This window comes from Streptomyces sp. NPDC060027, assembly GCF_042737005.1.
GTDB lineage: Bacteria > Actinomycetota > Actinomycetes > Streptomycetales > Streptomycetaceae > Streptomyces.
This window is the reverse complement of record NZ_JBHWVI010000026.1, coordinates 1-25,920: the sequence shown is the minus strand read 5'-3', so window position 1 is coordinate 25,920 and position 25,920 is coordinate 1. Positions and strand designations below refer to the sequence as shown.

19 protein-coding genes and 3 pseudogenes are annotated in these 25,920 nt (G+C 69.4%); 9 read left to right on the top strand and 13 right to left on the bottom strand.

Annotated features, from left to right (window positions below; all coding sequences use genetic code 11):
* Nucleotides 1-260 precede the first annotated feature (260 nt).
* Entirely contained in the window at nucleotides 261-752 is a 492-nt protein-coding gene (locus tag ACFWBT_RS09535) for a histidine kinase dimerization/phospho-acceptor domain-containing protein (protein WP_385697700.1), read from the top strand.
* Nucleotides 753-1,011: 259 nt separating this feature from the next.
* On the opposite strand, the gene ACFWBT_RS09530 is transcribed toward ACFWBT_RS09535, so the two are convergent.
* The 3 genes from ACFWBT_RS09530 to ACFWBT_RS09520 all read right to left on the bottom strand — a co-directional run bounded on the left by ACFWBT_RS09530 (nucleotide 1,012) and on the right by ACFWBT_RS09520 (nucleotide 3,317).
* A complete protein-coding gene (locus ACFWBT_RS09530; RefSeq protein ID WP_385697699.1) occupies nucleotides 1,012-1,689 on the bottom strand; it encodes a helix-turn-helix transcriptional regulator in 678 nt (225 codons plus the stop codon).
* A gap of 113 nt (nucleotides 1,690-1,802) precedes the next feature.
* Nucleotides 1,803-2,141, bottom strand: coding sequence for a hypothetical protein (locus ACFWBT_RS09525; protein WP_385697697.1), 339 nt, complete (start codon nucleotides 2,139-2,141; stop codon nucleotides 1,803-1,805).
* Between the two features lie 786 nt (nucleotides 2,142-2,927).
* Nucleotides 2,928-3,317: a hypothetical protein gene (locus ACFWBT_RS09520; protein WP_385697696.1), complete on the bottom strand. Its 390-nt coding sequence runs from the start codon at nucleotides 3,315-3,317 to the stop codon at nucleotides 2,928-2,930.
* Between the two features lie 68 nt (nucleotides 3,318-3,385).
* Here ACFWBT_RS09520 and ACFWBT_RS09515 point away from each other — a divergent pair, with 68 nt between their 5' ends.
* Nucleotides 3,386-7,054, top strand: coding sequence for a hypothetical protein (locus ACFWBT_RS09515; protein ID WP_385697694.1), 3,669 nt, complete (start codon nucleotides 3,386-3,388; stop codon nucleotides 7,052-7,054).
* A gap of 60 nt (nucleotides 7,055-7,114) precedes the next feature.
* Here ACFWBT_RS09515 and ACFWBT_RS09510 read toward each other — a convergent pair.
* Nucleotides 7,115-7,537 (bottom strand): annotated as a pseudogene (locus ACFWBT_RS09510) (SDR family oxidoreductase); the annotation flags it as partial.
* Nucleotides 7,538-7,768: 231 nt separating this feature from the next.
* Here ACFWBT_RS09510 and ACFWBT_RS09505 point away from each other — a divergent pair.
* The gene (locus ACFWBT_RS09505) at nucleotides 7,769-8,806 is read left to right on the top strand and encodes a helix-turn-helix domain-containing protein (protein WP_385697692.1); all 1,038 of its coding nucleotides are present in this window, start codon (nucleotides 7,769-7,771) and stop codon (nucleotides 8,804-8,806) included.
* 292 nt (nucleotides 8,807-9,098) lie between these two features.
* Here ACFWBT_RS09505 and ACFWBT_RS09500 read toward each other — a convergent pair whose 3' ends face one another.
* Complete coding sequence (locus ACFWBT_RS09500; protein ID WP_385697690.1) at nucleotides 9,099-10,604, bottom strand: GMC family oxidoreductase; 1,506 nt, start codon at nucleotides 10,602-10,604, stop codon at nucleotides 9,099-9,101.
* 190 nt (nucleotides 10,605-10,794) lie between these two features.
* Entirely contained in the window at nucleotides 10,795-11,037 is a 243-nt protein-coding gene (locus ACFWBT_RS09495; protein WP_385697688.1) for a hypothetical protein, read from the bottom strand.
* A gap of 205 nt (nucleotides 11,038-11,242) precedes the next feature.
* On the opposite strand from ACFWBT_RS09495, the gene ACFWBT_RS09490 reads away from it, so the two are divergent.
* Both ACFWBT_RS09490 and ACFWBT_RS09485 read left to right on the top strand, forming a co-directional pair.
* Nucleotides 11,243-11,593: a hypothetical protein gene (locus ACFWBT_RS09490; RefSeq protein ID WP_385697686.1), complete on the top strand. Its 351-nt coding sequence runs from the start codon at nucleotides 11,243-11,245 to the stop codon at nucleotides 11,591-11,593.
* Nucleotides 11,520-11,708, top strand: a pseudogene (locus tag ACFWBT_RS09485) (hypothetical protein); the annotation flags it as partial. The gene ACFWBT_RS09490 and the pseudogene ACFWBT_RS09485, both read left to right, overlap by 74 nt.
* A 111-nt stretch (nucleotides 11,709-11,819) precedes the next feature.
* Here the strand turns inward: ACFWBT_RS09485 and ACFWBT_RS09480 are convergent.
* Both ACFWBT_RS09480 and ACFWBT_RS09475 read right to left on the bottom strand, forming a co-directional pair.
* A pseudogene (locus ACFWBT_RS09480) lies at nucleotides 11,820-12,545 on the bottom strand (MFS transporter); the annotation flags it as partial.
* Nucleotides 12,546-12,557: 12 nt separating this feature from the next.
* Nucleotides 12,558-13,157, bottom strand: coding sequence for a TetR/AcrR family transcriptional regulator (locus ACFWBT_RS09475; RefSeq protein ID WP_385697760.1), 600 nt, complete (start codon nucleotides 13,155-13,157; stop codon nucleotides 12,558-12,560).
* A gap of 112 nt (nucleotides 13,158-13,269) precedes the next feature.
* Between ACFWBT_RS09475 and ACFWBT_RS09470 the strand changes: the two genes are divergently transcribed.
* Nucleotides 13,270-14,283: an NADP-dependent oxidoreductase gene (locus ACFWBT_RS09470; RefSeq protein ID WP_385697684.1), complete on the top strand. Its 1,014-nt coding sequence runs from the start codon at nucleotides 13,270-13,272 to the stop codon at nucleotides 14,281-14,283.
* A gap of 518 nt (nucleotides 14,284-14,801) precedes the next feature.
* Here ACFWBT_RS09470 and ACFWBT_RS09465 read toward each other — a convergent pair.
* Complete coding sequence (locus ACFWBT_RS09465; RefSeq protein ID WP_385697682.1) at nucleotides 14,802-15,305, bottom strand: DUF6192 family protein; 504 nt, start codon at nucleotides 15,303-15,305, stop codon at nucleotides 14,802-14,804.
* A gap of 218 nt (nucleotides 15,306-15,523) precedes the next feature.
* On the opposite strand from ACFWBT_RS09465, the gene ACFWBT_RS09460 reads away from it, so the two are divergent.
* From ACFWBT_RS09460 to ACFWBT_RS09450, 3 genes are read left to right on the top strand one after another with little or no spacing between them, the layout of a single operon-like run.
* Nucleotides 15,524-16,018, top strand: coding sequence for a hypothetical protein (locus tag ACFWBT_RS09460; RefSeq protein WP_385697680.1), 495 nt, complete (start codon nucleotides 15,524-15,526; stop codon nucleotides 16,016-16,018).
* Nucleotides 16,018-16,275: a P-loop NTPase fold protein gene (locus tag ACFWBT_RS09455; protein WP_385697759.1), complete on the top strand. Its 258-nt coding sequence runs from the start codon at nucleotides 16,018-16,020 to the stop codon at nucleotides 16,273-16,275. The genes ACFWBT_RS09460 and ACFWBT_RS09455 overlap by 1 nt, the downstream gene beginning before the upstream one ends.
* Before the next feature lie 45 nt (nucleotides 16,276-16,320).
* Nucleotides 16,321-17,229 (top strand): hypothetical protein, encoded by a 909-nt coding sequence (locus ACFWBT_RS09450; RefSeq protein ID WP_385697678.1) that lies wholly within the window; start codon nucleotides 16,321-16,323, stop codon nucleotides 17,227-17,229.
* On the opposite strand, the gene ACFWBT_RS09445 is transcribed toward ACFWBT_RS09450, so the two are convergent.
* From ACFWBT_RS09445 to ACFWBT_RS09430, 4 genes are read right to left on the bottom strand one after another with little or no spacing between them, the layout of a single operon-like run.
* Nucleotides 17,159-20,641, bottom strand: a complete 3,483-nt coding sequence (locus tag ACFWBT_RS09445) for an SAV_2336 N-terminal domain-related protein (RefSeq protein ID WP_385697757.1) — start codon at nucleotides 20,639-20,641, stop codon at nucleotides 17,159-17,161. The genes ACFWBT_RS09450 and ACFWBT_RS09445 overlap by 71 nt on opposite strands.
* A gap of 50 nt (nucleotides 20,642-20,691) precedes the next feature.
* Nucleotides 20,692-21,717, bottom strand: coding sequence for an AAA family ATPase (locus tag ACFWBT_RS09440; RefSeq protein ID WP_385697676.1), 1,026 nt, complete (start codon nucleotides 21,715-21,717; stop codon nucleotides 20,692-20,694).
* Nucleotides 21,714-24,044: a hypothetical protein gene (locus ACFWBT_RS09435; protein WP_385697674.1), complete on the bottom strand. Its 2,331-nt coding sequence runs from the start codon at nucleotides 24,042-24,044 to the stop codon at nucleotides 21,714-21,716. Before ACFWBT_RS09435 ends, ACFWBT_RS09440 begins: the two co-directional genes overlap by 4 nt.
* Nucleotides 24,032-25,210 carry a hypothetical protein gene (locus ACFWBT_RS09430; RefSeq protein ID WP_385697672.1) on the bottom strand — a complete coding sequence of 393 codons (1,179 nt, stop codon included), beginning with the start codon at nucleotides 25,208-25,210 and terminating at the stop codon, nucleotides 24,032-24,034. The genes ACFWBT_RS09435 and ACFWBT_RS09430 overlap by 13 nt, the downstream gene beginning before the upstream one ends.
* Nucleotides 25,211-25,920 lie beyond the last annotated feature (710 nt).

Here is a 25,920-nt window from a genome sequence, read left to right as displayed (position 1 = left end):
GGGCGGAACCGGCCCGGCCGAGGCCTGACCATGGGACGACCGCAGAAACCCATCACCGCGGCGCCGGCCCTCACCGACCTCGCGCAATGGCTGCGTATCCGTCGTAGCGAATGCCATCTGACCTATCGGGAGATGGCCCGCCCCGCCGACTGTGGCGCGCCGCCCGCTACGAGGCACGCTTCAAGCAAGGGCGCTCCGCAGACACGGGGCGCGCGTTGCGCCCCGAACTGGTCCGCGACTTGGCTGATCTCGTTCATCTGATGCGTGAGCTTCACCTGCGGGCGGGTGCGCCGTCCCTGCGGACACTGCAACGCAATGCCGGAAAGCACGGGCAGCTCCCCCGTTCCACCCTTCAACGCGTACTCAGCGGCCACGCCCTGCCCAGTTTCGATCACCTGGTCGCCTTCGTCGAGGGCTGCGGAGTCTCACGCGATGCACTGAGGGCCTGGCAGCGGGCCTGGCATCGGGCGGAGCGCGTCCGCAGGAGCAGTGAGGGGGCCGAAACAGTATTCCGGGCCGAACTTCTGCACGAGCTGCGCTCGCCCCTCACTTCAGTGGTGGGATTCTCCTCGGTGCTCCTGAAGAAATGGGACCGGTTCACCGGAGTACAGAAGCGGATGATGGTGGAGGTCCTTGACGCCGATGCACAGCGGGTCAGCAGTCTTCTATGGGCCATGAGCGGATCGCTCTACCCCGACTTGCGCGAGGGAGCTGCGCTCGTCGGGCCGAGTCTGCCGCGACGAGAACTGTGAGCGGTTGTGGTCCTCCGGTGGGTCGGGCGGCTGGCCGGTGCTCTTCGCCAGGTCGACGCGCTTCAACAGGTGGAGCCCTGCCCTGTTGGGGGCGGGGCTCCATGAGCGATGGCCGGCTCGCGGCGGGCTGGAGCCTGCCGCGGGGCGAGGTGGCGAGCCGCGCCAAACCGGCCGTCGTGCAGTCTCCGGGCCCAAGCGGGGACAGCGAGCCCCATACCCGAAGACCGCGATTGTGGGGGCGGTGTATGTACCCGCCTCGTCAGCCGCGCTGCGCCTTCTGCTCGAGGATGCGCCGGCGCGTCCATGCCCGCTTGCCGCGGTCGGAGAGTCCGTCGGTCTCTTCCAGCAGCGGCAGGTTGCCCTGCGACAGGGAACTGCTGAAGGAGTTGAGACTCTTGAAGCCGAGCAGCGCCGCGGCCTGGGTACCTGCCAGCAACTCGTCGGGATCGCCGTCGGCCGGCACGTCGGGCAGCGCCGGCGCCTGCCGCGTCGCTCCCGCCCGCCTGCCCTTGCCGGGCCGGCTGGCACGCCAGTCGGCAATGGTCCGGCGGCGCCACTTCTGCCGCTTGTAGGTGCCGAGCTCCTCAACCTCGTCGGGCTCCGGGAAGTAGCCCGGGTGCTCGATCAGGTAAGTGGTGATCTGGCTGCGGTTCTTGTAACCCAACAACTTCGCGACCTGCGCGGCGTTCAGGAGTTCATCCGGATCCCCGCCGGCCAGCGAAAGCTGCTGCAGACGCGAGGGCTCCCTGCCCTCGTACCATTCACGGACTTCGGCCAAGTCCCACAGCCGTGCGCGGCCGCGCTGGTCGACATGTTCGGGGAAATCGTTCTTCTCGCGCTCCGCGTACAGCGAGTTGATGCGACCGACGCTGAGCCCGAGTTCCGCGGCGAGCTCCTTGGAGTCGACGGGGTCCTGCTTCTTCGGCTTGCCGGCCATGGTGGTCGCATCCGTCCTGAGCGAGACGGGCCGGCCTCTCCGGCCCAAAACTGGCAGCAATTTTGGAGGGGTGTCCAGCCGCCGGCGCAACCATTCCCAACGATTGCGGCGCGTTAGTACGTCTCAGCGAGGAGACAGACACCCTGGCGCGCAGCATGTGCCGCCAGTTCGTCGAACGCCATCGCACCTGGCGTGTGCTGCCACGAGGCCAGAGCCTGGAGGCTCAACGCCTCCACCCGGTTCTCTGCGCCGGGGAAACCTGCCTCCGCGCTGTCCAGACACAGCTGACCGGTGGACAGCTCGCGGGATTGATCCGCGAGCTCGCTGCGTGTCTCCTCAAGCCCCTGGTGGTAGAGAGCGTTGCCCTCGTACAGCAGTCGGCGCAGCCGAGTATCCGCCGAGGTGGCGGACTCGGCAGCGAGCTGCAGGAGGTGCTCAGTGATGGTGGCCATGACAGCCAGTATGCCTTTCAGACGGGACCGCCGAAGGGGCCGGTGAAAGGCGCGCGGGGCCGGAGCGCAGGGGTTCCGGCACGCGGCGTTCCGGAACGGACGTTCTCGGCGTCGGGTTGCTTGGGGTGGGGCTGCTGGGCCGGCAGGCCGAGCAAGATCTCCTCGCGGTCGCGGCGTGTGCGGCCGAGACTGAAGAGCCAGCGGTGGGCGCCGTGGTGACGGACGTTGCGGGTGCCGACCGTCGTCAGGGCCTCGCGCAGCCAGAGGGCCGGGTCGGTGCCCGGGCGCGGCCGCGGAGCTCCGAGCGCGATGAGATGCTTCTGGGCCTACTGGTACCCCTGCTCTCGGTGGCGGATCTTCTGCGCGGTCCGGTCGGAAGCGCGCAGGTTCGCAGATTCCTGAGTGTGCTGAGGCCGGAACCTGCGCGCCAGTTTGCCGTTCTGCCCGCTGAGGGGAGCGGGTTCTCGGCGGCATCGCGTCCAACTTTGGCGGGGCTCCCGTACCAGGCGTTCGCGTCCTGCTTCTGGGGCCGGATCGAGGTCTCGGCAACGGGTGAAACGAGGGCCACGGACGGCGGATGAAAAAGTGTGGCCAGTACCGGCAGCGCGCCCGCGAGCGCCCCGATGCCGGAACGCTGCTACGGGGAGGTGAACTGGCGCTCGACGGTTCTCATGTATCGCCTCCTGCCTGCGGATCCTTCCAGTGTGCGGGACCTGGAGCGATCTCCGACGGCGGGTATGAGTGCGGGATGCGTTGTTCGGTGGTGATCGGTCGAGTCGGCGTCGCTCAGTGGTCACCGGTTGAGGCGGTCCCGATGTCGCCGCCCGCAGCGACCGAACGGTCACTCGACGCGCTCACCGGACCGGCCGACGCGGACGACGACGGCGGCATCCTCGGGGAAGCTGGCGGTGACGCGCTGTTGCCGGTCGTCACGGAGCCGATGTTTCCGCCGGCGGCGACTGAGCGTTCGCCCTCGGCGCGGACCTGCGAGCCGGAAGCGCCGGCACGCGGGCCGAGAGCCGCGTAGAGGGTGAGTGCCAGACCAACTAGTCCGGCAGCCCCTCCACCCACGCTCGCCCAGGGCTCGGCCGCGGAGACGTCCAGGACCCCGCCCACCAGGAGCGCCGCCGCGCCCAGCCCGCACAGCGCGACACCGGTCCACATCAAGGCCTTCATGACGGCATCCTTCCCCGCTCCGACGGCGCTTACGGGTACGGCGGCACGGCGACGGGCACCATGCTGGCATGCGGGGTACGGGGGAGCGGTCGGTCACGGCGGGCGGAGACGTGGGTGTCGCCGTCACGGGGGATCACAATCACGTCGTCCTTGCGCCCGTCGTCCGGTCGTCGTACGGCGAACAGGTGAGGCGGATCGCACCGACCCGACTCGTCGGCCGCGAGACGGAATTGGCCGAGCTGGCGGCGTTCTGCTGTGCGGAGTCGGGTCCGTCTCACGTCTGGTGGCGAGCGGATGCCTGGGCGGGCAAGACGGCCCTGCTCTCCTGGTTTGCGCTCCATCCGCCGCCCGGAGTGCGGGTCGTGCCATTCTTCGTCACCGGCCGTCTCGGCACCCACAACGACATCGTCGCCTATGTCGACGTCGTGCTCGAACAGTTGGTGGAACTGACGGTTGCCGGTCTTCCGGCGTACCTGACCGAGGCGACCCGGGAGGCGCACCTGCTCCGCCTGTACGGGGAGGCGGCCCGCGCCTGTTCCGGGCGCGGCGAACGCCTGATCCTCCTCGTGGACGGGCTGGATGAGGACCGCGGTGTCACGACTGGTCCCGGCGCCCACAGCATCGCGAGCCTGCTGCCCGGGGCTCCCGAGGCCGGTATGCGGGTGGTCGTCTCGGGGCGGTTCAATCCGCCGCTGCCTCCGGACGTCCCGGGCGGCCACCCCTTGCGTGCGCCGGACGTGGTCCGTCAGCTGGCCGTCTCGCCGGCCGCGCGGGCGATCCGTATGGAGGCAGAACGGGAGCTGAAGCACCTGTTGGAGGCTCCCGGTCTGGAGTACGACGTGCTCGCCCTCGTCACGGCCGCAGGCGGGGGTCTGTCGGCAGGCGACCTGACCGCTCTCACTGAAGCCGTGCCGTTCCGGGTGGCCGACGCGCTGCGCACCCGCACCGGGCGTACCTTCACCGCCAGGGGTGGCCTGTATCTGCTCGCGCACGACGAACTGAGAGCACGCGCGGAGGAGATGCTGGGCGCCCGCGAACTCGGCAGACGGCGCGAGCGGTTGCACGACTGGGCGAAGGAGTACGGCGGGCGGGGCTGGCCTGTGGACACGCCGAAATATCTGCTGCGCGGCTACTTTGCGATGCTCCGGTCGATCGGGGACGCGGATCGCATGACGGCACTCGCGTTGGACCGGGATCGGCAGGCCCGTATGTGGGAAGTCACGGGCGGCAATGCGGCCGCCCTCGCGGAGATCCGGTGGGCGCAGGAGGCGCTGCTCGAGGTCGAGGGTGAGGCGGCCCTGTCGGACATGCTGGCACTGGCCATCAGCCGAGACGAGTTACAGCGCCGTGGCCGAGGCATTGCTGTCGGCCTTCCCGTCGCATGGGCGAGGATCGGCTGCCACGACCGTGCCGAGGCGCTTGCCCACAGCCTGCCCCTGTTGTGTTGGCGATCCGTGGCCCTGGGGGAGATCGCCTTGGAGGTTGGGACAGCGGGAGAGCGGGAGGAAGCACGGCGGCTCTTGGCCGACGCGGAACGCGCGGCTCGTGAAGACAGCCGGGACGGCAGAATCAGGCACCCCTCCGCGCTGAGTACGATCCGGCACGCCTGGGTCACTCTGGGAGAGACCGACCGGGCCCTTTCCCTGGTGTGCGACGCAGGGGAGGAGTGGTGGCTGCGCGATGGGCAACTGGGACTCTTGGTCAAACAGTTGGTGTGGTTGGGGGAGGCCGACGCGGCCGAGTCCGTGCTGGCCGCTTTTCGGGACGCCGAACCGAAGACCTTGGCGGTGGCGGAAGTGGTGGGCGCCCTGGCCGACCGGGGTGAGTTCGAGCGGGCCGAGTCGTTGGCACGGAGCATCGAGGGACGAGGCCGGGCGGCTGGCCTCGTCGAGGTCGCCTACGCCAGGCGCGAGGCGGAGGCAGAGCCGTCCGGTTTGGCTCTGTTCGACGAGGCGGTGCGCGTGGCCGAGTCCGCCGAGGACCGGGGCCATGTTGTCGAGGGACTGGCGTGGGCCGGGATGTTCGACCGTGCCGAGGCGCTCGCCTCGCGAGCGGCGACCGGCCCGATCCCGTCGCGGTCTTGGAGAGAGATGGGCTGCGCCCTGGTGTCGGCGGGACAGCACGAACGCGCGGAGGCGCTGGCCGCCGCCCGGACGGATCCCGAGGAGGGGGACCGTATCCGGGAGGGCATGCTCAGGGCGTTCGCCGAGGATGGCGCATACGACCGGGCGGAACTCCTGTTGCGCACACTCAGCACCGAGGGCGCGAAAATGGATGCCCGGCAGAGTTTCGTAGGCGCTTTGGTGGAGGCGGGCGAGTTCGAACGGGCCGTTGACGTCGCTGTCGAGGAGACCTGGCCGCGGGAACTGGGCCAGGTGGTCGACGGGTTGCTGCGCGCGGGCGACTTCGCCCGCGCCGACGGGGTCGCTCGGTCCGCACAACAGCCGTCCCTCAGAGTGGAACTGCTCACTAGCGTGGCCGTCGCCCTGTGGCGCGCGGGGCGGCGGAAGGAGGCCGAGAGCCTGCTGCACGACCTCACGCTCGTAGGAAAGGACAGCGACACGATCCGTGAGCAGCGGACCATGGTGTGCCGCACGATCACAGCGTTCGCCGACGACGATCGACTGGAGGAGGCACGGGCTTTGCTGGCCGCCCTGCCGCCCCGGCCCGTTCCCGAGGGCCTCCTGGGGGAGGGCGCGGAAGCGACGGCACTGGCCGCGCTCGGGAGGTACGAGGAGGCGGTTGCCCTGGCACGGCGACCGGAGCATGCTTTCGTGCGGGGCCTGCACTTGGCGGGCCTGGCGCGGTGCATGATCAGGGCCGGCAACTCGGAACGTCTCCTCACCCTCATGGAGGGCTGCGATGAGGAGGAGCGTCGGTACGCGTGGCCCGATGTGGCCGAGGAGGCCACGCAGCGGGGGGACTACGGTCTGGCCGTCGAGGCGGTGAAACGGATGGCAGGTGTCGACCGGTGCTGCGTGGCCCTGGGACGCATCGTGCGCTCCCTGGCCGAGTCGGGCGACGAGCACGACCGCGCCTGGGCGGCGCACCTGCTGGAGATCGCAGCTGCGGACGCCGACGCGGTCGAGGAGGAGGCGTTGAAGTTAATGAAGGCCCGTGGCGCCGATGCGGTCGATAATGACGCTGCACCCCGTTGGCGGGCCGCGGCCGTGCGGGCGCAGGCCGCCGTCGCGCGGGCCCGGATCGCGCTCGGCGACAGGGACCCGGCCGCGCGCTGGCTCGCCGAGACGGAGACGGAACTCGATGCCGCTCCTGAGCCGTTGACGCTGACGGACTGCTTCGCGGACCTAGCCGGAGTGAGCCTCGACCTCGGTCGCTACGACGAGAGCGAGGAGCGCGTCGACGCCATGGACCGCTCCGACGACCGCGACTGGTCGAGACTGGCCCTCGTCAAGGAGTACGTCCTCATCGGGGAGTTGGACCGGGCCGCCGCACAGGCCGTACGCATCGGCGCCCGCGGCGATCGGGCGATCGAGGCGTACCTCCTCCTCGCGGAGCACGCCCCCTGGGACGAGGCGTGCCGATGGCTCCGCCTCGCGCTGCACCATGGGGAGTGGACGAGGGCCCTGCCCACACTGCTGTGGGCCGAGCCGACGGCCGTACGCCAGGCGACGGACGCGTGCACGGAAACGTGGCCCGACGGGGGCTCCCGCGAGAGCGGAGAACCAGGCGAACTCCTTGGAGGACCGGCCGCCGAATTCGGCCTGGAGGTGTGATCCGGCGCGCATCAGCCCCGGATGGACTGTGGTCACGCTGACGTTCCCGTCGGCCGTTTCGGCTGCCAGCCCCTCGCCCAGTGCTCCTACGGCGGCCTTGGCGCACGAGTAGGGCAGGAGGTGGGGGACAACGAGCAGGCCGCCGACGGAGCCGATGAGGCACAGTCGGCCCCCGGCCTCACTTCCGCGTAGATGGGGGAGTGCGGCCATGGCGGTGTTCACCGTGCCGCCGAAGATGGCCGCCATGGCGTCCTCGAAGGCTTCGTTGTCGAGCGCTGTCACCGGCGCCACCTGGATGACTCCCGCATTGGCGATGACGATGTCCAGGCTGCCCTGACTGCCTTCCGTCTGCCGGACTGCCGCTTCGACCGCCTCCCGGTCGCGGACGTCGCACACCACGGTGGAGACCCTCGTGCCGGTCTGTTCCTCGGCCCAGTCGGCGCCGCGTCGCAGTTCGTCCGCATCGCGAGCCGCCGTGGTCACCCGGCAGCCTCGCTGGCAGTCACATGATCGGCCGGTGGGTACCCTGCGACCAACACAGGCGATCAGCTCATCTCGCTGACTGAGAACGCATCAGTCATGCCCCTCGACCGCTGCCCTGCGGGCCGTCCATAGGAAGATCGGCACAGCGCCCACAGGAACCACGGCGACGTACGTAAGGAACACGAGCTCCGCAGGCTGGTGTTGAAGCAGTACACGTGAGGAGATCGGAGAGTGACGAACAGTACTGGAGCGGAGGTCGACGGCGCGCGCGGGGTGTTCGCAGTGGACTCGACCGCCCCGGGCGCCGCACCGCGGGGACTCGACGCCTTCCGGCGTGGGTGGGAGACGCAGATCGGCGACGATGTCTTCCAACTGCCGGCCTTCAGCCCGGACACGATCGGTGACTTCCGGGTCAAGGGCAACGTGGCCAAGGTGCACGGCGCGGCGATCGCCGATCTTCACGCCGCGTCGGCAACCCGAACCGCGGACGTCCCGGGCGGCGATCAGGATCTGGTTGCCATGTACGTAGTGCAGCGCGGCGCATGGACTCTGGGCGGCCCGCCCGGATATGGCGACCAGACCGTATCGGCCGGGCAGTTCCTCGTCCGGCACCTCGGGCGCCTGACGGCCTTCGAGACGACGGCGCACCTCACGGCGAAGTTCCTCGTCCTGCCTCCCGGCGAGCTCAAACCCCTGCTCGGGAACCGGGTCATCACCGGGCCGGCGGACTCGGCCGAGATACGCTTGCTGACGGCTCTCACAGACATGATCCACATAACCGTGGCCGACCTCGGCCCGGCCGGTGTGGAAGCCGCCCACGGCACCCTGATCGAGCTGGCCAAGGCGGTGGCGAAGGGCCGGTTCGACGACGTAGAACCCCGGCTGGCTCCCGCGCTCACCCAGGCAGCCAAGGACCTCGCGGACCGCCGGCTCGCTGATCCCGAACTTTCTCCGGCGATGCTTGCGCGTGAACTCAACATCTCCGTCCGTACGCTGCACCGGGCATTCGCCGCGGTGGGAGAGCAGGTGACCACCTACATCCGCCACCGGCGACTGCACGAGGCCCGGCTCGCCCTTACCGCGCCGTCAGGTCGCCTGAGTATCTCGGAACTCGCCGCTCACTGGCAGTTCGCGGACGGCAGCCACTTCAGCCGGACCTTCAAGAAGCACTACGGTCAGACTCCCACCGAGTACGCCCGCTCGACCGGAGCAGCCTCGCTCTCGCCGAACCGGCACCCGCCGGGCCACGGGCCGGCCGAAAGCGCGTGACCAGAGGTACGACCGCAGTTCAGGAACTCGGCGGTTCCCGGCGCGCTGAGAGGTGATCCTCCGCCCAGATGCCCGCCTTCCGCTGGCCGACCGACGACGGACCGGCGTCAGTCCCCGTCTTTCGCGCGCATGTGGCAGCCGTCCACACAGGCCCTGGAGCCGCCGAGCTCGCCAGCCGCCTTGAGTTCGGCAAGCAGGATGCCAGCAGCTGGTCGAAGACTCGACCAGCTGCTGGCGGTCCGGGCGTCGGGGATGAGCGCGTTGTAGAAGCGCCGTGGGCGCTGACGAAGGCTCAGCCGATCAGTTCGGCGGCCCGTTCGGCGATGGCGTAGACGGTCGCGTTGGTGTTGGCCGAGGGGATGGACGGCATCACCGAGGCATCGGCGACCCGCAGTCCGGCTATGCCGTGCACGCGAAGGTTCGCAGGGTCGACGACGGCATCGGCGTCGGTTCCCATGCGGCAGGTACCGGTGAAGTGGAAGTAGGGGCCGGTGGCCTTGCGGATGAACTCGTCCACGGATTCACCGCTTGTCCCGGAGCCCGGCACCGCTTCCTGCTTGCGCCAGTCGGCGAGCGCGTCAGCCTCCCCGATGCGGCGTGCCAGGGCCAGGCCCTTGCGCATGATCTCCAGGTCACGGTCGTCGCTCAGGTAGCCGGGGTCGACGACGGGAGCGCTGCCGGGATTGGCGTCCGCCAGGCGCACGGTGCCGCTGCTGTGCGGAGCCATCGCGGAGAAAGCGATGGAGTAGCCGTTGGCCGGCGGCTGGCCCCATGCCGACGGGAGCGGTGCGGCGACGATGTAGACCTGAAGGTCCGGTCGGGCCGCGGCGGGGTCGCTGTACAGCAGGCCCATCATTTCGGCCGGCGGATTGGCAGGAACGAACGGTACGGGCTGGATGGCCTCGTACACCACGCCCGCCATCGGATGGTCCTGCAGATGGGAGCCCACTCCCGGCAGGTCGGCCACGACATCGATGCCGTGTTCGTCAAGGTGTTGTGCCGGGCCGATCCCTGACAGCATCAGGAGGTGTGCGGAACCGATGGCCCCCGCGGTCAGTACCACCTCGGCGCTCTCGACGGACAGGTGCTCGCCACCGATGGTGTACTCGACGCCGGTGCAGCGGCCCGCGGTGGTGCGCAGCCGCTGCACCGTCGCGTCCGTGACGACGTCCAGGTTCGGCCGGTCGAGGAACGGACGGATGTAGGCGTCGGCCGCGCTCTGGCGGGCGCCGCCGGGCAGATTCATGTCACTCCACCCGAACCCGGTCTCCAGGCCGCCGCCGATGTCATCGGCGCGTGCGAACCCAGCCTCCACCGCGGCGTCGACGCCCGCCGTGGCCAGGGGATGGGGTTCCGGGACCGGGGCGACCACGACCGGACCGTCCGTGCCCCGCACGGAGGCATTACGGTTGCGAGTGCTCTCGCTGCGGCGGAAATAGGGCAGCAGATCGTCGAAACCCCAGCCTGGAGCACCGAGGCCGGGCCATTCGTCGTAACCGGAGCGGTGCCCCCGCAGGTGGTAGAGGCCGTTGATGCTCGACGATCCGCCGAGCGCCTTGCCGCGCAGCACGTCAGCGGCCCTGCCTGTACCGGCCTGCACGGTCGAGGCGCCCAGCCAGAGGGATGAGGGGTCGAACCCCAGGAAGCCCCACGGAGATGCCATCGTCTCGGTTGCGTCCCGGGCTCCCGCCTCCAGCAGCAGCACCCGCACGCCGGGGCGTTCCGAAAGCCGGGAGGCAATCACGCATCCCGCTGTCCCTGCTCCCACCACGACATAGTCATAAGAACTCTTGGCCATCATGTCTCCGCTTTCCACGGCAGCCTTGTCCGGCCACCGCATTCCAGAAAATCCAGTCTTCGCCGATCAAGGAGCTGATCAGGGTTATGTACTAAAGCGGCCCAAAGGTTGGGATGGTTGTCTTCGCGTCAGCCCTGTGGGTCGCCCAGACGCGTCCCGGCTCGGCGCGCAGAAGGCGTGGGAGCGGCTGTCAGCAGCGCGTGGGCTCCGATGGAGCACGGCTTGCCCGGATGGAGGCCCGCCACGCGCCCCCGCTGATGTAATTTTTGGCGGGGCTGACGGACACCGAGGTGACCCGGTGGCAAACGATCACCTTGATCCGGCGGCCCTGGGCACGCCCGATCCGCACACTGCCGATCATCCCGCTGGGGATGTCCATGTCGGCGCCGGTACCTGCGATGACTGCCACGCGGCCGGAATTCACCTGGTTCACCAGTTTCTCGTCTTTTGTATGTAGCCGTCCAGGAACAGACCGGGTGTTCCCCTCTGCCGTCGAAGCTTACGAAGATCGACACAGCACGCACTTGAACCACCGCGACATCCGTTCGGAAGCTGAGCGCCATAAGAGTTGGAGCACATGGTTCGGTTCGTTCGCGGGCGGGCAGGGCGGAGAACTATGGGCGGCGGTGGAGGAAGCCGTGCCGCGTACGGCAGTCCCCTCGGCGCTGGCGACCGTGGAGGCCCTGGTGCCTGAGGACGACGGGTCGGCCTGGTCGGCCATGCGCGAGAAGCTGGCCCTGCGCCACAACATCGTGCGCCGCTTCCTGCCCCTGCTGGACGAGTCGGACGCGCTGGGCGCCGCCCCGGCCGGGGCGGCGCATCCTGAAGGCGGTGCGCTGCCTGCCCGCGCTCTCGCGCCGGAGGGTCAAGACCGGCCGCTGCTGCCCCCCGAGGTCGACGCCGAGTTTCTGGCGGGTGGACCCGCCCGAGGAGGGCGGCCCCCCGGACGGGTACGGGCCGCTGGAGTACGTCGCCTGCAAACAAGGTGAGCGAACCGCCACGCATTGGTCGTTCATCCTCCGGGTCGTCGGATCGCTCATCACCCACCAGGTCCGGGCCTACGACCTGTTGCGGATGTTCGGCCGCGAGGGCCACCCCACTCCGCTCGGCGCGGCGTTCGCCGAGTACGGGCGGATCGTCAAGGTCATGCACCTCCTCGGTCTGGTCCTCAACGGGCCTGCGCCCAATCGGGACCTGGAGGCTGTCGAGGGCGACGGGGGTCGACGGCGGCGCACCCCGCCCGCCATCGGCCGGGGCGGCGGCACGCAGCGCCGCCTCAACCTGGCGGTTGCTGGTCATGGTCGGCGTGAAGGCGGTCATGGTGAGGAGGAGGCCGGCGGCGTTGTAGAGCGGGGTGCGTACGTCGCAGGTGGTCGCCAGCCAGCCGCCGAGGAAGGCGCCGAACGGGGCGGCGCACATCGCGAGCATGCGAGAGATGGAGCGACCCGGTCCATCAGGTGGGCGGGGACGATCGCCTGTCGGAGGGAGGGGCCGAGCACCATCGTGGCCGCCTATGCCCGCTCCGCAGACAGCGAGCGCGAGGCCGGCGACATACGGGTTCGGGGCGACGGCAAGGCACAGGATGGCGAGTCCCTCGACTGCGGCCGTGCAGGTAAGCGAGCGCCGGTGCCCAGTCGTCGGCCGAGGAAGGAGGCGATGCCCACGCCGCGCAGACCGCCGGTGGCCTCCGCCGTGAGGAGCAGGCCGAAGCCGAAGGTGTCGATGCCGAGACGATCGTGCGCGAAGAAGGCGAGGACGGTCTCCACGGCGAGGAAGGCGATGTTGCCGGCCTCCGGACGCAGCGCGAGCCTGAGCAACAACTGATCCCGGAATACGTACGAGACGCCGGATCGCGCCTGCCGCCGTAGCGACTCACGGGCCTACGGGCCGAGGTGCGGAAGGCAGTGACCGTACGAGCAGTGCGGAGAGCGCGAACGACACCGTGGGGCCATGTCAGCCACGGGTCCGAGTAGGACGGCGATGTTCGCCCTCGGCATCGCTGCACCCCGCACTCGTCAGAATCGCGCTGGCGACGACCTCGAAGAGACGATCGGCGCGTGGCGCGAGCGCGGGTTGATCGCCGAGCCATGCCAGTGCTGCTACCAGTGCGAACAGATCGGTGCCGTCAATGTCGCTTCGGGCCTTGCCCGCGGCCTGGGCGCGGATGAGGAGTCGAGTGCCTGCTGCGCGCAGGGTGACGCACGAAGCGTGGAGCGCGGATTCGGTGTCTTCGATCGCCGCTGCCATCAGCTCGGTGACGCCTTGGTACTCGGTTGTCCACGCGACGCAGTCGCGCAGCCATGAAACGAGAGCGTCTTCGGGCGAGCTCGACGTCTCGAGTTCGCCTGCCTTTGCCGTCAGTTCGTCGAAGCTCGTGCGGAGCAGGGCATCGAGCAGTGCCTCGCGTGTCGGGAAGTGCCGTAGCAGCGTCGCGAGTCCGACATCGGCCCTGCGCGCGATGTCGCGCAGGGACACGTCGACGCCCTGCTCGGTGATGGCGGCGCCCGCAACGACGAGCAGGTGGTCGTGGTTCTTCCTCGCGTCGGCCCTCATCATGTCCCTCTTGACTATCCGGATCAGTGGTCCATATATTCGGATCAGTGGTCCGGATATATGGACCACTGATCCGAATAAGTCTATCCCGCGGCGCGGGCAGGAGAGAAAGATGTCCACACACACAATGAGCGCGATCCGGCTGCACGGCTTCGGCGGCCCGGAGGTGCTGCGTCATGAGGAGGCGCCGGTTCCCGAGCCGGGGCCGGGCGAGGTGCTCGTCCGCGTGCACGCGGTCGGCCTCAATCCTCCTGACTGGTACGCACGTGAGGGAATGCCTGACGTACCTTCCGAGGTCAAGCCCACGTTCGATCTCCCCCTGATTCCCGGGACCGACGTCTCAGGCGTCGTGGCAGACGTCGCAGCCGGTGTCAACGGCTTCGCGGCCGGAGACGAGGTGGTCGGCCTTCTGCGCTTCCCCACCGTCCTCCAAGCCGGCGCGTACGCCGAGTACGTCACCGCGCTGGCATCGGACTTCGCACTCAAGCCGGCCTCCATCGACCACGTGCAGGCTGCCGGCCTGGCCATGTCGGGGTTGACGGCATGGCAGTTCCTGATCGAGCTGGGGCACGACCACCCCTCACCGTTCCAAGAGGCCCAGCACCGCCCGACGGCACTCGACAGCGAGACCACGGTGCTCATCAATGGCGCTGCAGGTGGCGTGGGGCACCTCGCACTCCAGCTGGCCAAGTGGAAGGGAGCCCGCGTCATCGCCGTGGCCTCCGGCGCTCACGAGACGTTCCTGCGCGAGCTCGGCGCCGACGAGTTCATCGACTACACCAAGGACCGGCCCGAGGAAGCCGCCCGTGACGTCGATCTCGTCCTGGACACCGTCGGGGGGCCCGACACCAGGCGCTTCCTGCCCACCCTCAAGCAGGGCGGCGCGCTGTTCCCGGTGTTTCCTGGTGGTTTCGACGAAGAAGAGACCGCGAAGCTGAGCGTCACGGTCTCGAGCGCGCAGGTCCGCTCGAGCGGCGCGCAGCTCACCGAACTGCTACGCCTGCTCGCCGCGGGCACGCTGCGCGTCGCGATCGACAGCACGTTTGCGCTCGCGGATGCCCGAGCGGCGCACGAGCGTGCCGCCCGGGGGCACATCCAGGGCAAGATCGTGCTCACGGTCGCTTAGCGACGAGCCGTCTCACCGATGCGTCCGGCGGTGGGTCGACGCAGTGTGGCGGTCGGTCGCGGGTCGCGCTTGCCGCTCAGACAATGGCAAGCCAGGCGGTCGTCTTGTGGGTTTGCCGCCGGGCGGCCGCCTACCGTCCGGTCGACCGTCCCTGCGCCAAGCGCGCAGTGTGTAGCCCGGCCCCGCAGATGGCAGGGGACCGGGCTGGAGCTGAGAGCCCGAGACCGGGCAGCAGAAGTCTGGGCCCTCAGCCGTCGCGCATTCGGTCGGACATACGCGATCTCTTGGGAAACGACGTCCGCCGCGGACAGACACGCCACTTTGGTCCACGCGTGGCCGATCTCCAGCCCAGAGCCATGAAGGCCGAGGGGCAGGTGAGGACGCGTCAAACCCGGGGCCTGCACCGGTTGCGGTGCTGAGTGCCGGACGAGTTCCGAGCACCTGTTCCGGGGCGAGGCAGTCGATTCTTCTGGGTCGCTCTGGCTGCGACCTGCGGACGCTTGAGAAGGCAGAGGTCACTACACCGGTGGCCGCCGGTTCTGGGCGGGCGGCTGGGTCGCGGTGTCCTTCTCTTCCGGAGGGGCGAGTGTCGTCGCCTGGGATGCGACCCGCCGCCTGGCATCGTCCACGGTCCAGTGGGTCTTGCCGCCAGGGAGATCGTCGATCGCGGCGAACCGCTCGGCGTCGTCCTCGATGCCGGCCAGCACCTGATGGACCGCAAACGACTCCGCTTTCCGGCGCCGGTCGGCCGGCCAGCGTGATGCCGTCCAACGGGCCAGTTCGACCGTCGTCACCGGCAGGCCGATGTCCTTGGCCAGGCGGGTCAGGGACTGCTCCACCCTCGCCGCGGTGTCCGAGACCGGCCTGCCAGGAGGGCCCATCGGCTCGATCTCCAGGGCCCGGTCCCCGATCGTGAACTGCGCGTGGGCCTGCGTCAGCTGTTCGGCCACGCCCCGGGCCTCGGCAACGATCTGCTCGTATCGTGCCTGACTGATGGCTTTGACCTCGAACTCCACGGACATAGTCACTATCCAAGTGCGGCCCGGGGCAAGGCACCTCGGCTGTGAGCGGAGCGGATTCTGCTCCCGTCGCTGAGCGTCACACCAGGAGCCTCGTGATCGCAACGGGCGACCGCAAGTGACCGGTATTCGCATGGAGTTGGGATCATGACGCGTTCGATGAACACCTCCTGTGGCCGATTCATGAACGGTCTCTTCCGGCTAAGGGCACAGCTCACGCCTTGCTTCGCGGGCTGTGTCGTACGGGCGGTCCGAACGCACCGTGCACCGTCACCTGGCTGCCCCTGCTCCTCAGCGCAGTCGCCGGCCTCGCCGCCCCGGCCCTGCCCCTGTTGTGGGCCCTGAGAGCCACACACACGCAGCACACGTCCCTCACCGGCAAACTTCGCGCCCTGCTGGAGAAGCACCAGCGCACCCTGGCCGAGAACGTCAGCGCGGCCCGCGCCCGGCTGGCCGAGGCGGATGCCGCCGTCCGGCTGGCCGACTTCCTCACCGAGCGCAGTGCTCCCGAGACCTACCAGCACTACCGAGGACTGCTGGGCACGGGCCACCATGACCTGGTCCAGCTCGACGAGCGACTGCGCGAGGCCCGCGCCGAATGGGCCGGCGCCCAATCCCAGCAGCCGCCGCCCCTGGAACGCATCGTCCTCTACATCGACGACCTCGACCGGTGCCCCCGGCACGCGTGGTGGAGGTGCTGGCCGCCGTGCACCTGATGCTCGCGCTGCCGCTGTTCGTCGTGGTCGTGGCGGTCGACCCGCGCTGGCTTCTCACATCACTCGAGCACCACTACCGGGATCTGTTCACCTCCCGCGACAGCACGCCCGGCTGGGCCGACACCCAGGACACCGCCACCCCGCTCGACTACCTGGACAAGATCTTCCAGATCCCCTTCGCGGTCCCGCCGACCACCCAGGAGAAGGCCGCACGCCTCATCCGCGCTCTGCTGACCACCCCTGTCGAGATCCCCTAAACCGAGATCTGGGCCCTTCCCGGATTCAACGCCGGTGACAACTTCATGGGGCTGCGCATCCTGGACCCCGAGAAGGCCGCCACCGTCCTGGACGGCCTGGGCATCGAGACACAGACCGAGGCCCGCGACGACGACAGCTCGCAGGAACCCCTCGCCCGCGCCCTGCGCACCCACACCGACATCGTCGACGGCGAGGCCCTGCGCACACCGAGCACCCGCTACCGGCTCGAGGAGCACGAGCTGGTCGTCCACCGCACGGAGGCGTTCCTGGTGCAGGAGTACGTCGGCTTCCTGGGCATCGATCAGCCGAAACGACTGCGTACCCCCGCCGGGATCACCGACCTGTATCTGGCCCTGCCCGAGGGCAGCGAGGTCGTGGAGGCCAAACGTGCCGGCAGCCGTCGGTTCGTACGGGAGGCCCTGGCGCAGCTGCTGGACTACGCCCCCCACACGCCCGACCCGGCGATACGGCTGTCGGCACTCTTCCCGGACCGCCCCGCCGACCGTGATCTGGAGCTGCTGCACCGCTACGGCGTCGACTGCGTCCACCGCACGCACCCGATGACCTTCGAGCGCACGCCGGCACCGCAGGAGGCGCGGGCGAGCATGATGCCCGTTGTGGCAGCAACGCCGGCACGACTGAGGCCGGCCACGTGCAACATGCCGGTATGCCGATGGCCATCGAGAGTCGCGACCACCGGCTGCGCATCTCGCCTCCGACCGGTTTCGATCTTTATTCGGTCCGGGAACACGGTCCGAGGATCGTGGATGTGCGCTAAGCGTGCTGCTCGGAGTCACGTACGGACGCTGCATGCAATCCGCCGCATTTTCCTTCATCTGATGAGCACGGCAGCCCGAAGGAAACGCCTTGGAATGACAAGGTCTATGGGTGACGTGGCCGGTGGCCTGGGTTGCGGGCGAGGGCGACCTGGCCGGTGTCGTTGTGAGCCGTGAGCGTCGGCGGCGGGAAGTCCCCCCTGAAGCGACGTCGCAGCTCCTCGTACAGCTCACGCACGGAGATCGCCTCCGATCCCTCGGCCACGCCGTTGCGCAGGACGTCGATCAGACCGCCGGTGAACGCTGTGTACCTGTTTCCCGGCGGAGCCATCGCGAACTGGAGCGACGCGGCCAGGATCGTGACATCACCGTCCGGCACGACGTTGAAAACCCCGGGCAGAGCGTGGCGCCCGGCGTGACCGCTGTAGCAGCAGTCCAGGATGACGATCTTGTGCCGGGCCGCACTGTGCTGGACCAGAGCGCGGATGTGGTCGAACGGCACGGCAGTGACGGGCGCGTTCGGACGGGTGGAGCGAAGCGCCAGGCTCAGCTCTCCCGACACCGAGTCGTACAGGCTATGTCCGGCGTAGTACACCAGCAGGGTGTCGTCGGCGGAGGCCGCTGCGTGCTGGACGACCTCCAGGATCTCTGACGCGCTCTCCGGATTCTCCAACACCATGACGCGATCGTCGGAGAACGCTCCGTCCGACGGACGGCTGAGCAGCAGCGCCAAGTCGCGGATTCCGGCGTGCACCTGGGGCAGGTCGGCCAGCTCTGTATAGAGACCGGTACCGACCAGGACCGCGTTCGAGCGTTCCGGATCGGGGAGCCTCGAGGACCGTGTCTGCAGCCACGCCCAACTCTCCAAGCCCTTGTGATCCACCCGTACGCGCCGGAACCGGCCGTGAAACCCGGGTACGTCCTCGTACAGCAGGTCCGACACGATGAGCGTGTAGTCGGCCTTGGACCCCCTCAGGACAGCCGAATCGGCCAGGCGGGCGGAGCTGCGCACGGCATCTCCTGCGGCACCGTGCTCCTCCATGGTGACGGCGCCGATGTCCATGGCGACCCTCACGCGCATGGCGTTTCCCTGTTCACGGGCGTGTCGCAGCGCCTGGGCGAGGCCATCGACGAAGCCGGGGATGGCCCTTGGCGCGTCCGCTCCCGGGGGCAACAGGACGAGGGTGCCGTGGCCACGGTCCTGGCGGCCCCACGCGTTGCGGGAGACCCCGGCCATCCGCACCGCGTGGTCGAGGATGTCGCGCAGCGCCTCCCGCTTCCTGCGCTGGGTGGGCCGGCCCATCTTCGCGTATCCGACGATGTCGACGACGATGCAGGCCCTGCGGGTTCCCGGCAGGGCCTGCAGGCTCGTCGTGGCACCAGTCTGCAAACGCAGTCCGATGACCGGCAGGTCCGGCCAGACGACCACGCACTTGTCGAGCGGGGCCGCTCCGTCCGGCTTCTCGTCGTCGTCCACGATGACGAGGAAGCCTGCAGTGGCGGAATCATCCACGGCTGTGAATTGCGCGACCTGCGTCTTCAACGGCCAGGAGAAGGGGGATCCGGTCCGCTTGATCGCCACAGGGCAGTACCGGTCGTCGATGCGCCAGCGCAGGTCGGACGGGCGTGTGTGTCCTGGCTGGCGCTCACCGTCCAGGTAGAGGCCCTGCTCGTCCAGGTACCGCGTCAAATCCTCGGCGATCTGTGCTTCGCTCATCCGTGCCGCAGTGGGGCAGTTGTGGATGTACATGATCAGATGCAGGAGCAACAGGTCGGCATACTGCGGGACACCGCGCAGGCGGGAGAATGTGTTCCTGACTTCCACGGGGCACATCGGCAGCAACGCATCGAGGTACTGCTTTCGTAGCCGGGGCTGTACGTCGGCCGGCGGTTCGCCTCTCGACTCGGCGACGGAGGCCATGAGGTCCGTCACTTGGTCCCAGCGAGGAAGAACCTCAGGGCTCGGAACACCCACCGCCTCGGAGAGCAGCCGCAACGATGCGTCCAGGCCCTCGGTCGACACCCAGGTGAACTCCTTTGCCGGCGGCGTTTGTGCGACCGTGGTCTCCTCATCTGTCGGCGAGAGGACCACCACGTCGGCAGCCGCCCCGGCCACTCCCAGCCGTGCCTGCAACGCTGACCCCAGATAGGCGAACGGTGCGGTCGACCCCGGTGCGTTCTCGTCCCGGAGCCAGGCCGGGAAGTCCGAGGAGTGGCCGATCAGGGCCTCCATGCGTTCGCCCACCCGGCGGCCGCAGGCGAGGAGTTCGGCGGTGGGGACGGCGTCCAGAAGGAGGTCTTTGGCCTCCGGGGTGAAGTCGAACAGGCGGTGGCGGCCCGTTGAGTGGTCGGCCGATGGCAGAGGCTGGACCAGGCCGCCGAGGAAGACCTCGGCCAGGGGGACGGGGCCCTGGTGTTGGTCCAGGCAGGAGTGGACCAGCTGCATCACGGGCACGGTGATCGGGGCCATCGCCGCCAGGTGCGCGGCCAGGCGCAGGGCCTCGGAGGAGGCGGCGCGCGCGAAGTCCCGGACGGACACGGGGATCGTGGCAAGGGCGGCGGGCGTCCTGGTCCGGTCAGGAGCCCAGAGGCTGACCGGGATCGGCCGTGCGACGATCGTGTTCACGGCGGTCCAGGTAGCGAGTCCGGCCGGGGTGAGTTCCAGGACGGGGACCGGAACGGGCGGGGGCGGTGCAACGGCCGGCGGGAGTACCTGATCGGTCACCGTCCAGGTGGTGTTCGCCGCGCCCGGGCGCGGGGACATTACTTGCCAGGTGTCCGCCCGGACTCCGGAGCCTGCCCACAGGCGGCGGGGAAGTGTGTGGAGCACGGCGGTGGGGCCGCAGCGAGCCCAGCCTTCGAGCACCGGGCGCAGCCGTCCGTCGCGCCATGCAATGGCCGTGCCGTCGGTGACCACCAGCACCATGGTTCGGCCCGATACGTCCGCTACCGAGTCCGTCGGCCGGGTCGCCTGCGCGGTGCTCCAGGGGCGTCCGAGGCGGACTTCGGTGCCGTAGTGGATCTGGTGGGTTTCTACCTGGCGGAAGGCGCCGCTGCGTTCGAAGAGGCCCTTGAGGTCAGCGCAATGCCGCTGCCACAGGGGCATGGACACACCACCGTCGATGACCAGGACCAGCCGCAGCCATCGCTCCGGCCGGGCGCGCAGCACCAGTTGGGGGGTGCGGGTGTCGGCCTGGAGGGTGGCGGTGGCCGCTTCGTCGAGTTCACTGAGACGGCGGCTCGGTACGCGCCGCTTCAACGGGCGTAGGGCCCTGTCCAGGAGCAGGGTCGGGCCAAGAGAACGGACACCGGGGGTCCACAGGGCTCCACCCGGCAGTTCGACGGCCGAGGGACCAGAGACGACGGCCAGACGAGGGGCGGTGTGGGGGCGAGGGGTGCCTTTCGCAGGCTTTCCCCGGACCGTGCCGGCTCCGGAGCCGGGAGCTGCTGGTGAATTTGGGACGGTGGCGTCGAGATCCAGGGACGAGGGGAGCGTCGTGTCCGGGGCGTGCGCCGCCAGGGGCGCTGCCGGGCCCGACGGGACACGTGGCGCGAGCCAAAGGATGTCGAGGAGTTCCCCCTGCTCCATGGGCAGCCCGCCGCCCGTTTCGAGAACGCTCCGCAGCTCCTCGAACATCCTCAGCCGTCCGCGTTGAGCCGGTGCAGGACCGTTTTCAGCAGGCCGTCGGCGTCCAGCCGGACTCCTCCGCGGCGTAGGAACACGGCGTTGAGGAGTTGGTCGGTGGCCAGTTCTCCGACGGTCCGCTGGGCCAGGAACGCCATGACCAGGTCGCCGGCGTCGGCGAGGGCCTCCGGGCCGAGGTGGCCCTCGACGATCTCGCGCAGGCGGGCCTCGTCCGGGTCGCCTAGATGCAGGGGGAGGCAACGGCGACGGAACGCAGGCGGGAAGTCGCGTTCGCCGTTGCTGGTGATGACGACGAGCGGGAACTCGGTGCAGCGCACCATCCCGCGCCTCACCTTCGCCGTCCGGTGTGGGTCGGCGGTCAGGACGTCGACCTCGGCCCGGTCCTCGGGCAGCCTGGACAGTTCCGGGATCTCGAAGGTGCCCTCCTCGAAGACAGTCAGCAGGTCGTTCGGCAGGTCGATGTCTCCCTTGTCCAACTCATCGACGAGCAGTACCCGGGGGCGCTCCTCGGCGACGAACGCCGTGCCGACCGGGCCAAGGCGCAGGAAGGAGCCGATGCCGGGCCCGAGGTCACCTGGGCCCCGTTCGAGATTGCCTTCCTGGAGGCGGCCGATGGCGTCATAGCGGTAGAGGGCGTCCTGGAGCGTGGAACGGCTGTTGACGGGCCAGCGCAGTACGGGGCCCAGATCCAGTTCGTGGGCGATGGCCGCTGCGAGGGAGGATTTGCCGGTGCCGGGGTGGCCGGTGACGAGCAACGGCCGGCGGAGGTGGATGGCCGCGTTGACTACGTCCGTCTCCTCGCGGCCGATGACGTAATGGGCCCTGCTCTGCGCGGCGTTGCTTCGGGTTGCTTCGCCTTCGGTGTCGTCGTGTTCAGGGTTTGCGAACCGCCGCCAGGGCGGGGCCTCGGGGATCGGGACGGTGCGGCGCTGACCATTGCCCCGGAAGAGCTGCCAGTTTTCCTGGTCGGCGGGGGAGCCGGGCCCCTCGGGGGATTCCGTTTCGGTTTGCTGGGTCATCGACGGCTCGCCTCTTCGGAGTCGGAGGGGGCGGAAGGATCAGGAAGTTCAGAGAATTCGGAGAGTCCGGTCAGGGACAGCACCGGTGGCAAAGGGCGGTCGGCGGCCTCGAAGACCACCACCGGGCACACGGGATGTGCCGCCGGGTTCACACACGCCTGGGCCCTGTAGTCCCGGACCCGCCAGGGCAGCCCGTCCACGGCCGCCTTCGGCTGCAGTGGGTCGAAGTGGGCGGGCTGGACCTGGCCCGCCGCCTGCCGGTCCCACAACACGACCGGGTAGCCGAGCCGCAAGGCCGCCTGGACCAGCCGGTCTCGGCCGTCCGGTCCCGCCCGCACCACGGCACGGGCCGCGCTGACGTCCGCCATCAGGGCGCCGTAGCCCGCATATCCCTGGGCGTGCTCGTCGTCGAGGAAGACCACCGTGTCATTGTGCCGTCCTGCCCAACGGTTCTTGATGCCGTCCTGCCGCTGTTCCTCGCGCTCGGCGGCCAGGGGAGCGCAGCGGAGGGCGGTCGCCCACTCCACGCCCAGCAGAATGGGCAAATCGTCGCCGTCGTCGGCGCCGTTCCAGGAGTCGACAGGCAGCTGGACGGCGTCGGGCTGCAGCAGAATCTCGACGACCGGGGCCTCATCGGTCACCGTGCGCAGAAGCGAGAGGGTTCGCTTTATCCGGCGCACCACGTCCCGCGGGGACAAGGGAATCGCGCTCTGCTCGGCGGCTTGCACGAGGTCGCCGGCGCCGGCGACCAGCCACATGACGCAGGTGTAGCGCTCGTCGCTGTCCCCGGTTGTGGCGGGGTCGGCCGGTGCAGCGTCCAGCTGGGCCACGACACGGGGCCGGCCGGCCGCAGGGTCGAGAGTGTCCGCCCAGTCCAGCGCCTCGGCGCGGCGCTCGGCCAGACCGCCGTCGTCGACGCCCAGCCGACGGGCTACCCGGTCGGCCCACGCGTGGAGTTCAGCCCGGACGGCGGGAAGGAGCGCTGCGAGCAGTTCGGTGAAGCGGACAACCGCGGGCACCAGCTGCCTGCCCGGGTGAGCCATGCTTTGCCCGCCCGTGTGTTCCTCGAAGTGCTCCACACACGCCATGAGCTGGACCACGCAAGGGGCCTCCTGCGACTTCGGCGGCAGCCACGCCCTCTCGAACGGCTGGGCAGCCCGTACGGCCGCGATCACCTTCGCCGTCGGCGGCAGGCGAGGTGCCCGGTCGAGTACCTCCCGCAAAGAGGCGTACTCCAAGGGAGACAGCAAGCTGGGCACGCCGTGGGTCCGGCCCAGCGACAGCAGCTGATCGGCGGCCCCCCGGTTGCGGGTGTGCACCACTTCGACGAGGGCAGCCATGGCCCGTTCGACCATGAGCAGAGCGTGCGCGAGCTGTTCGTCGGAAGGGCAGGCGCCCAGATGCGTGCTGGGGCAGTGGACGCCAAGGTGCTCGAGGCAGCGCGCCCGCAGGTCGCTGTCGAGCACGTCATGCAGGGCGAGGGCGAGTTGGCTGCGGCCGGTCGAGGCCGGGAGCGGGGTCCCGGGCCACAAGAGGTGCTCCTGGGAGCCGTCCAGAGTGCGGATGTCGATGCTGACGGGGGTCTGCGAGCCGGGCGTGGCCGTCCGGACGTGAGAGAGGAGGACGTCCAGGTCCGGGTGCAGATCGGCAGCGTTCGTCTCCAGCCAGTCGAGCACGGTGTGCGAGAAGACGCCGCTGCGTGTCACCGGGTCGTTCTCGGCGACCTGGCCGGCGGCGGCCGCGCACAGGGCGAACTGTCCGACGGGGCGGCGGCGTACCGTCGGGAAGTCGGCGACTGCGGGTCCCGTCGGATGGTTGTGGTGCTCCAGGAAGGTCGCGCACGCGTCGAACAGGAGCACCTGCTGGGTGAAGCCTGGCAGATCGTCGCGCTGGAGGTACTCCAGCAGGTTGGCGGTGTCGATGCAGCGTTTGTCTTTCGGAGAGGCGTCGGGACACAGCAGGAGACGCCGTTCGCCCTGGCCGAGCACACCGTGGCTGCCCCAGTAGATGTAGAGCAGATCGCCGGTGCGGGCATCGAGGTCCTGGGTGAAGGCGTCCATGAGTTCGTCCCTGGTCCAGGCCTGCTGCCAGATCAGCTCACCGGCCCTGGTGAGCGCGTCCAGCCGGGCACGGCTGTCCTCGTCGGGCGCCAGCACCAGCTGGATGTTGGCCTCGGGCACCCCGCCCTTGCGCAGCCACTTGTGAAAGCGCAGGGCGTCGTCCACGGCGCCGGGCAGATCCCAGTCCGGATGTCGGGGGTACCGTTCGACGCCGACGACCACAGCATGGACGCGCGCGGGGTCGTCGACCGCTCTCAGCCCAGCCATGTGCCGATTGCGGTCCAGACCTGGCGGTTGTCCCAGTAGGCGCTGTGCGCGAACGGGAACGGCTGGTGGTTGTCGACCTCGTGGTCGGTGGCGACGTCGGGGAAGACCTGGGCGGCACGGAAGGAGAGCAGGTCGCGGGCGTCGTAGAGGTTGAGCCACCGGCGCGGGAAGTGGGCGGGCGGCTGCTGGGGGTGTTCGAGGGAGACCAGAGCGCCGGCCTCGTAGAAGAAGGGGGCCTGGGAGCCGACGGTGATCAGCTGGTCGACCCGGCCGATCTCCTCCTCCACCATGAGATCGACGCAGGCCACTCCGCCCAGGCTGTGGGCGATCACGGTGACGGCGTCCCCGGGGGTGTGATCGACAGTACGCTTGATCAACTGGCGCAGCGCCTGGCCTCGGGCCTGGTAGCGGAGGATGTCGCCGATGGCGGGTACGAGCAGGTTGTCGTTGTGGGCGCCTCGGCGGCGCCGGGCATGCCAGGTCAGAGCACGCAGGGCGGGGGCGGCGGCAGCCTTGGCGACAGTGCCGCCCAAAGTGCGACCCTGAGTGTGCAGATCGGCGCCGAGCAGGGAGAGCAAGGCATCCCGCTGGAGGCCGTCCGGAGCGTCGGCTCCTCCGCCCACGGCGTACGCCAGCGTCGCCGCCGTCACGGCCCGGGCGAAGGCGTGCCGGTGCTCGTAGCCGCCCTCGTCCGCCGTAGCTGCTGCGTCCCGCAGTTCCGGCGACGCGGCGACCTCGCGGAGCGCGCGGTCGAGAGCGTCATCCAAGTCGTGCGCGACGAAGGCGGCGCGCACCTGCGCGGAGGGGACGTAACCGGCGAGTTCGTCGAGCAGCTTCCGAGCGGGGCTCTGGCCGCGGCCCATCCCCGAGACAGCGGCGGGGCGCAGGCCAAGCAGGCGCAACTCGTAACCGGGGTCCTGGTAGAGCACACCCCAGACGGCGACGTCCTCGTCATCCTTCTTTCGGCCGCCGCGGGACTCCATGTAGCCAGGGATACTCGCGCCATCTAGCGCCAGCCGCGCTCCGGCCTCCCGGCCCCAGAAACAGCCTCGTACCTCGGAGCCGGGCCGCAGCCGCTCCAGCGCCGAACGCACCGTTATCAAGGTCTTGTTGTACGACTTCTCACGCACACCGGTGCCATGGACGAAAACGACTGAGCGCTGCACGTAATCCCTACCCCCGCGGACGCACGCGGCGGGGCTTCTTCCCCCGCCCTGCCCGATGCTAAACGGGGCGCGGGGCTGCGCGGAGAGAAATGGAGCAAGGCGCGGCCCCGCCGCGATGGAACCGCAACCCTCCTCGAGAGGTTGGCTATGTAGGTGAGCAGGGGCTCTCGAACTGGAGTTCCCGATCGCGTGAATGCTGGAATTATTGGCTTGTTTGGAAGCCCATCCGGGATGCGAAAACCGTGCCCGACGGGCCTGTTCCTTCCTGGGCCAGAGACCCCGCCAGGGGTGCCGGATCTGCCGATCCGTGGAAAATTCCCAGGTCATCGCATTGATGCTGCGGTCGTGTCGAAGCGTGACCGCATCCCGTGGGTCTCTCGAGGCTCCCATCGGCCGTGACGGGGAGAACACATTGCATTCAGACAGGTGACGGTTCTTCAACAGGCTCTGCGCACGTCAGGTTCCGGTGCCGTTGTCAGTTGCAGTGGATAACTTCAAAGCATTGCTGTCCGAGCTCCAGTCGACGGAATGAGCGCCGGAGTTCGCACTTGGGGGAGGACCCGCCCACCCGCACGCGGGCGAGTGTCGGCGAGAGGGATAGGTGTGTCGAGGTCGCGGATGTGGTGGCAGGAGGTCGTACCGGGGGACTGGTACGTGTTCGGGATGCCCGATGACCTAGTGCCGCGACAGGCAACGTTCGCCCCGTCGCG

Coding starts and splice junctions, on each gene's coding strand:
- ACFWBT_RS09535 (WP_385697700.1), top strand. CDS start 261: ATGCGTGAGCTTCACCTGCGGGCGGGTGCGCCGTCCCTGCGGACACTG.
- ACFWBT_RS09530 (WP_385697699.1), bottom strand. CDS start 1,689: ATGGCCGGCAAGCCGAAGAAGCAGGACCCCGTCGACTCCAAGGAGCTC.
- ACFWBT_RS09525 (WP_385697697.1), bottom strand. CDS start 2,141: ATGGCCACCATCACTGAGCACCTCCTGCAGCTCGCTGCCGAGTCCGCC.
- ACFWBT_RS09520 (WP_385697696.1), bottom strand. CDS start 3,317: ATGAAGGCCTTGATGTGGACCGGTGTCGCGCTGTGCGGGCTGGGCGCG.
- ACFWBT_RS09515 (WP_385697694.1), top strand. CDS start 3,386: ATGCGGGGTACGGGGGAGCGGTCGGTCACGGCGGGCGGAGACGTGGGT.
- ACFWBT_RS09500 (WP_385697690.1), bottom strand. CDS start 10,604: ATGGCCAAGAGTTCTTATGACTATGTCGTGGTGGGAGCAGGGACAGCG.
- ACFWBT_RS09475 (WP_385697760.1), bottom strand. CDS start 13,157: ATGAGGGCCGACGCGAGGAAGAACCACGACCACCTGCTCGTCGTTGCG.
- ACFWBT_RS09470 (WP_385697684.1), top strand. CDS start 13,270: ATGTCCACACACACAATGAGCGCGATCCGGCTGCACGGCTTCGGCGGC.
- ACFWBT_RS09465 (WP_385697682.1), bottom strand. CDS start 15,305: ATGTCCGTGGAGTTCGAGGTCAAAGCCATCAGTCAGGCACGATACGAG.
- ACFWBT_RS09455 (WP_385697759.1), top strand. CDS start 16,018: ATGCTCGCGCTGCCGCTGTTCGTCGTGGTCGTGGCGGTCGACCCGCGC.
- ACFWBT_RS09450 (WP_385697678.1), top strand. CDS start 16,321: ATGGGGCTGCGCATCCTGGACCCCGAGAAGGCCGCCACCGTCCTGGAC.
- ACFWBT_RS09445 (WP_385697757.1), bottom strand. CDS start 20,641: ATGGAGCAGGGGGAACTCCTCGACATCCTTTGGCTCGCGCCACGTGTC.
- ACFWBT_RS09440 (WP_385697676.1), bottom strand. CDS start 21,717: ATGACCCAGCAAACCGAAACGGAATCCCCCGAGGGGCCCGGCTCCCCC.
- ACFWBT_RS09435 (WP_385697674.1), bottom strand. CDS start 24,044: ATGGCTGGGCTGAGAGCGGTCGACGACCCCGCGCGCGTCCATGCTGTG.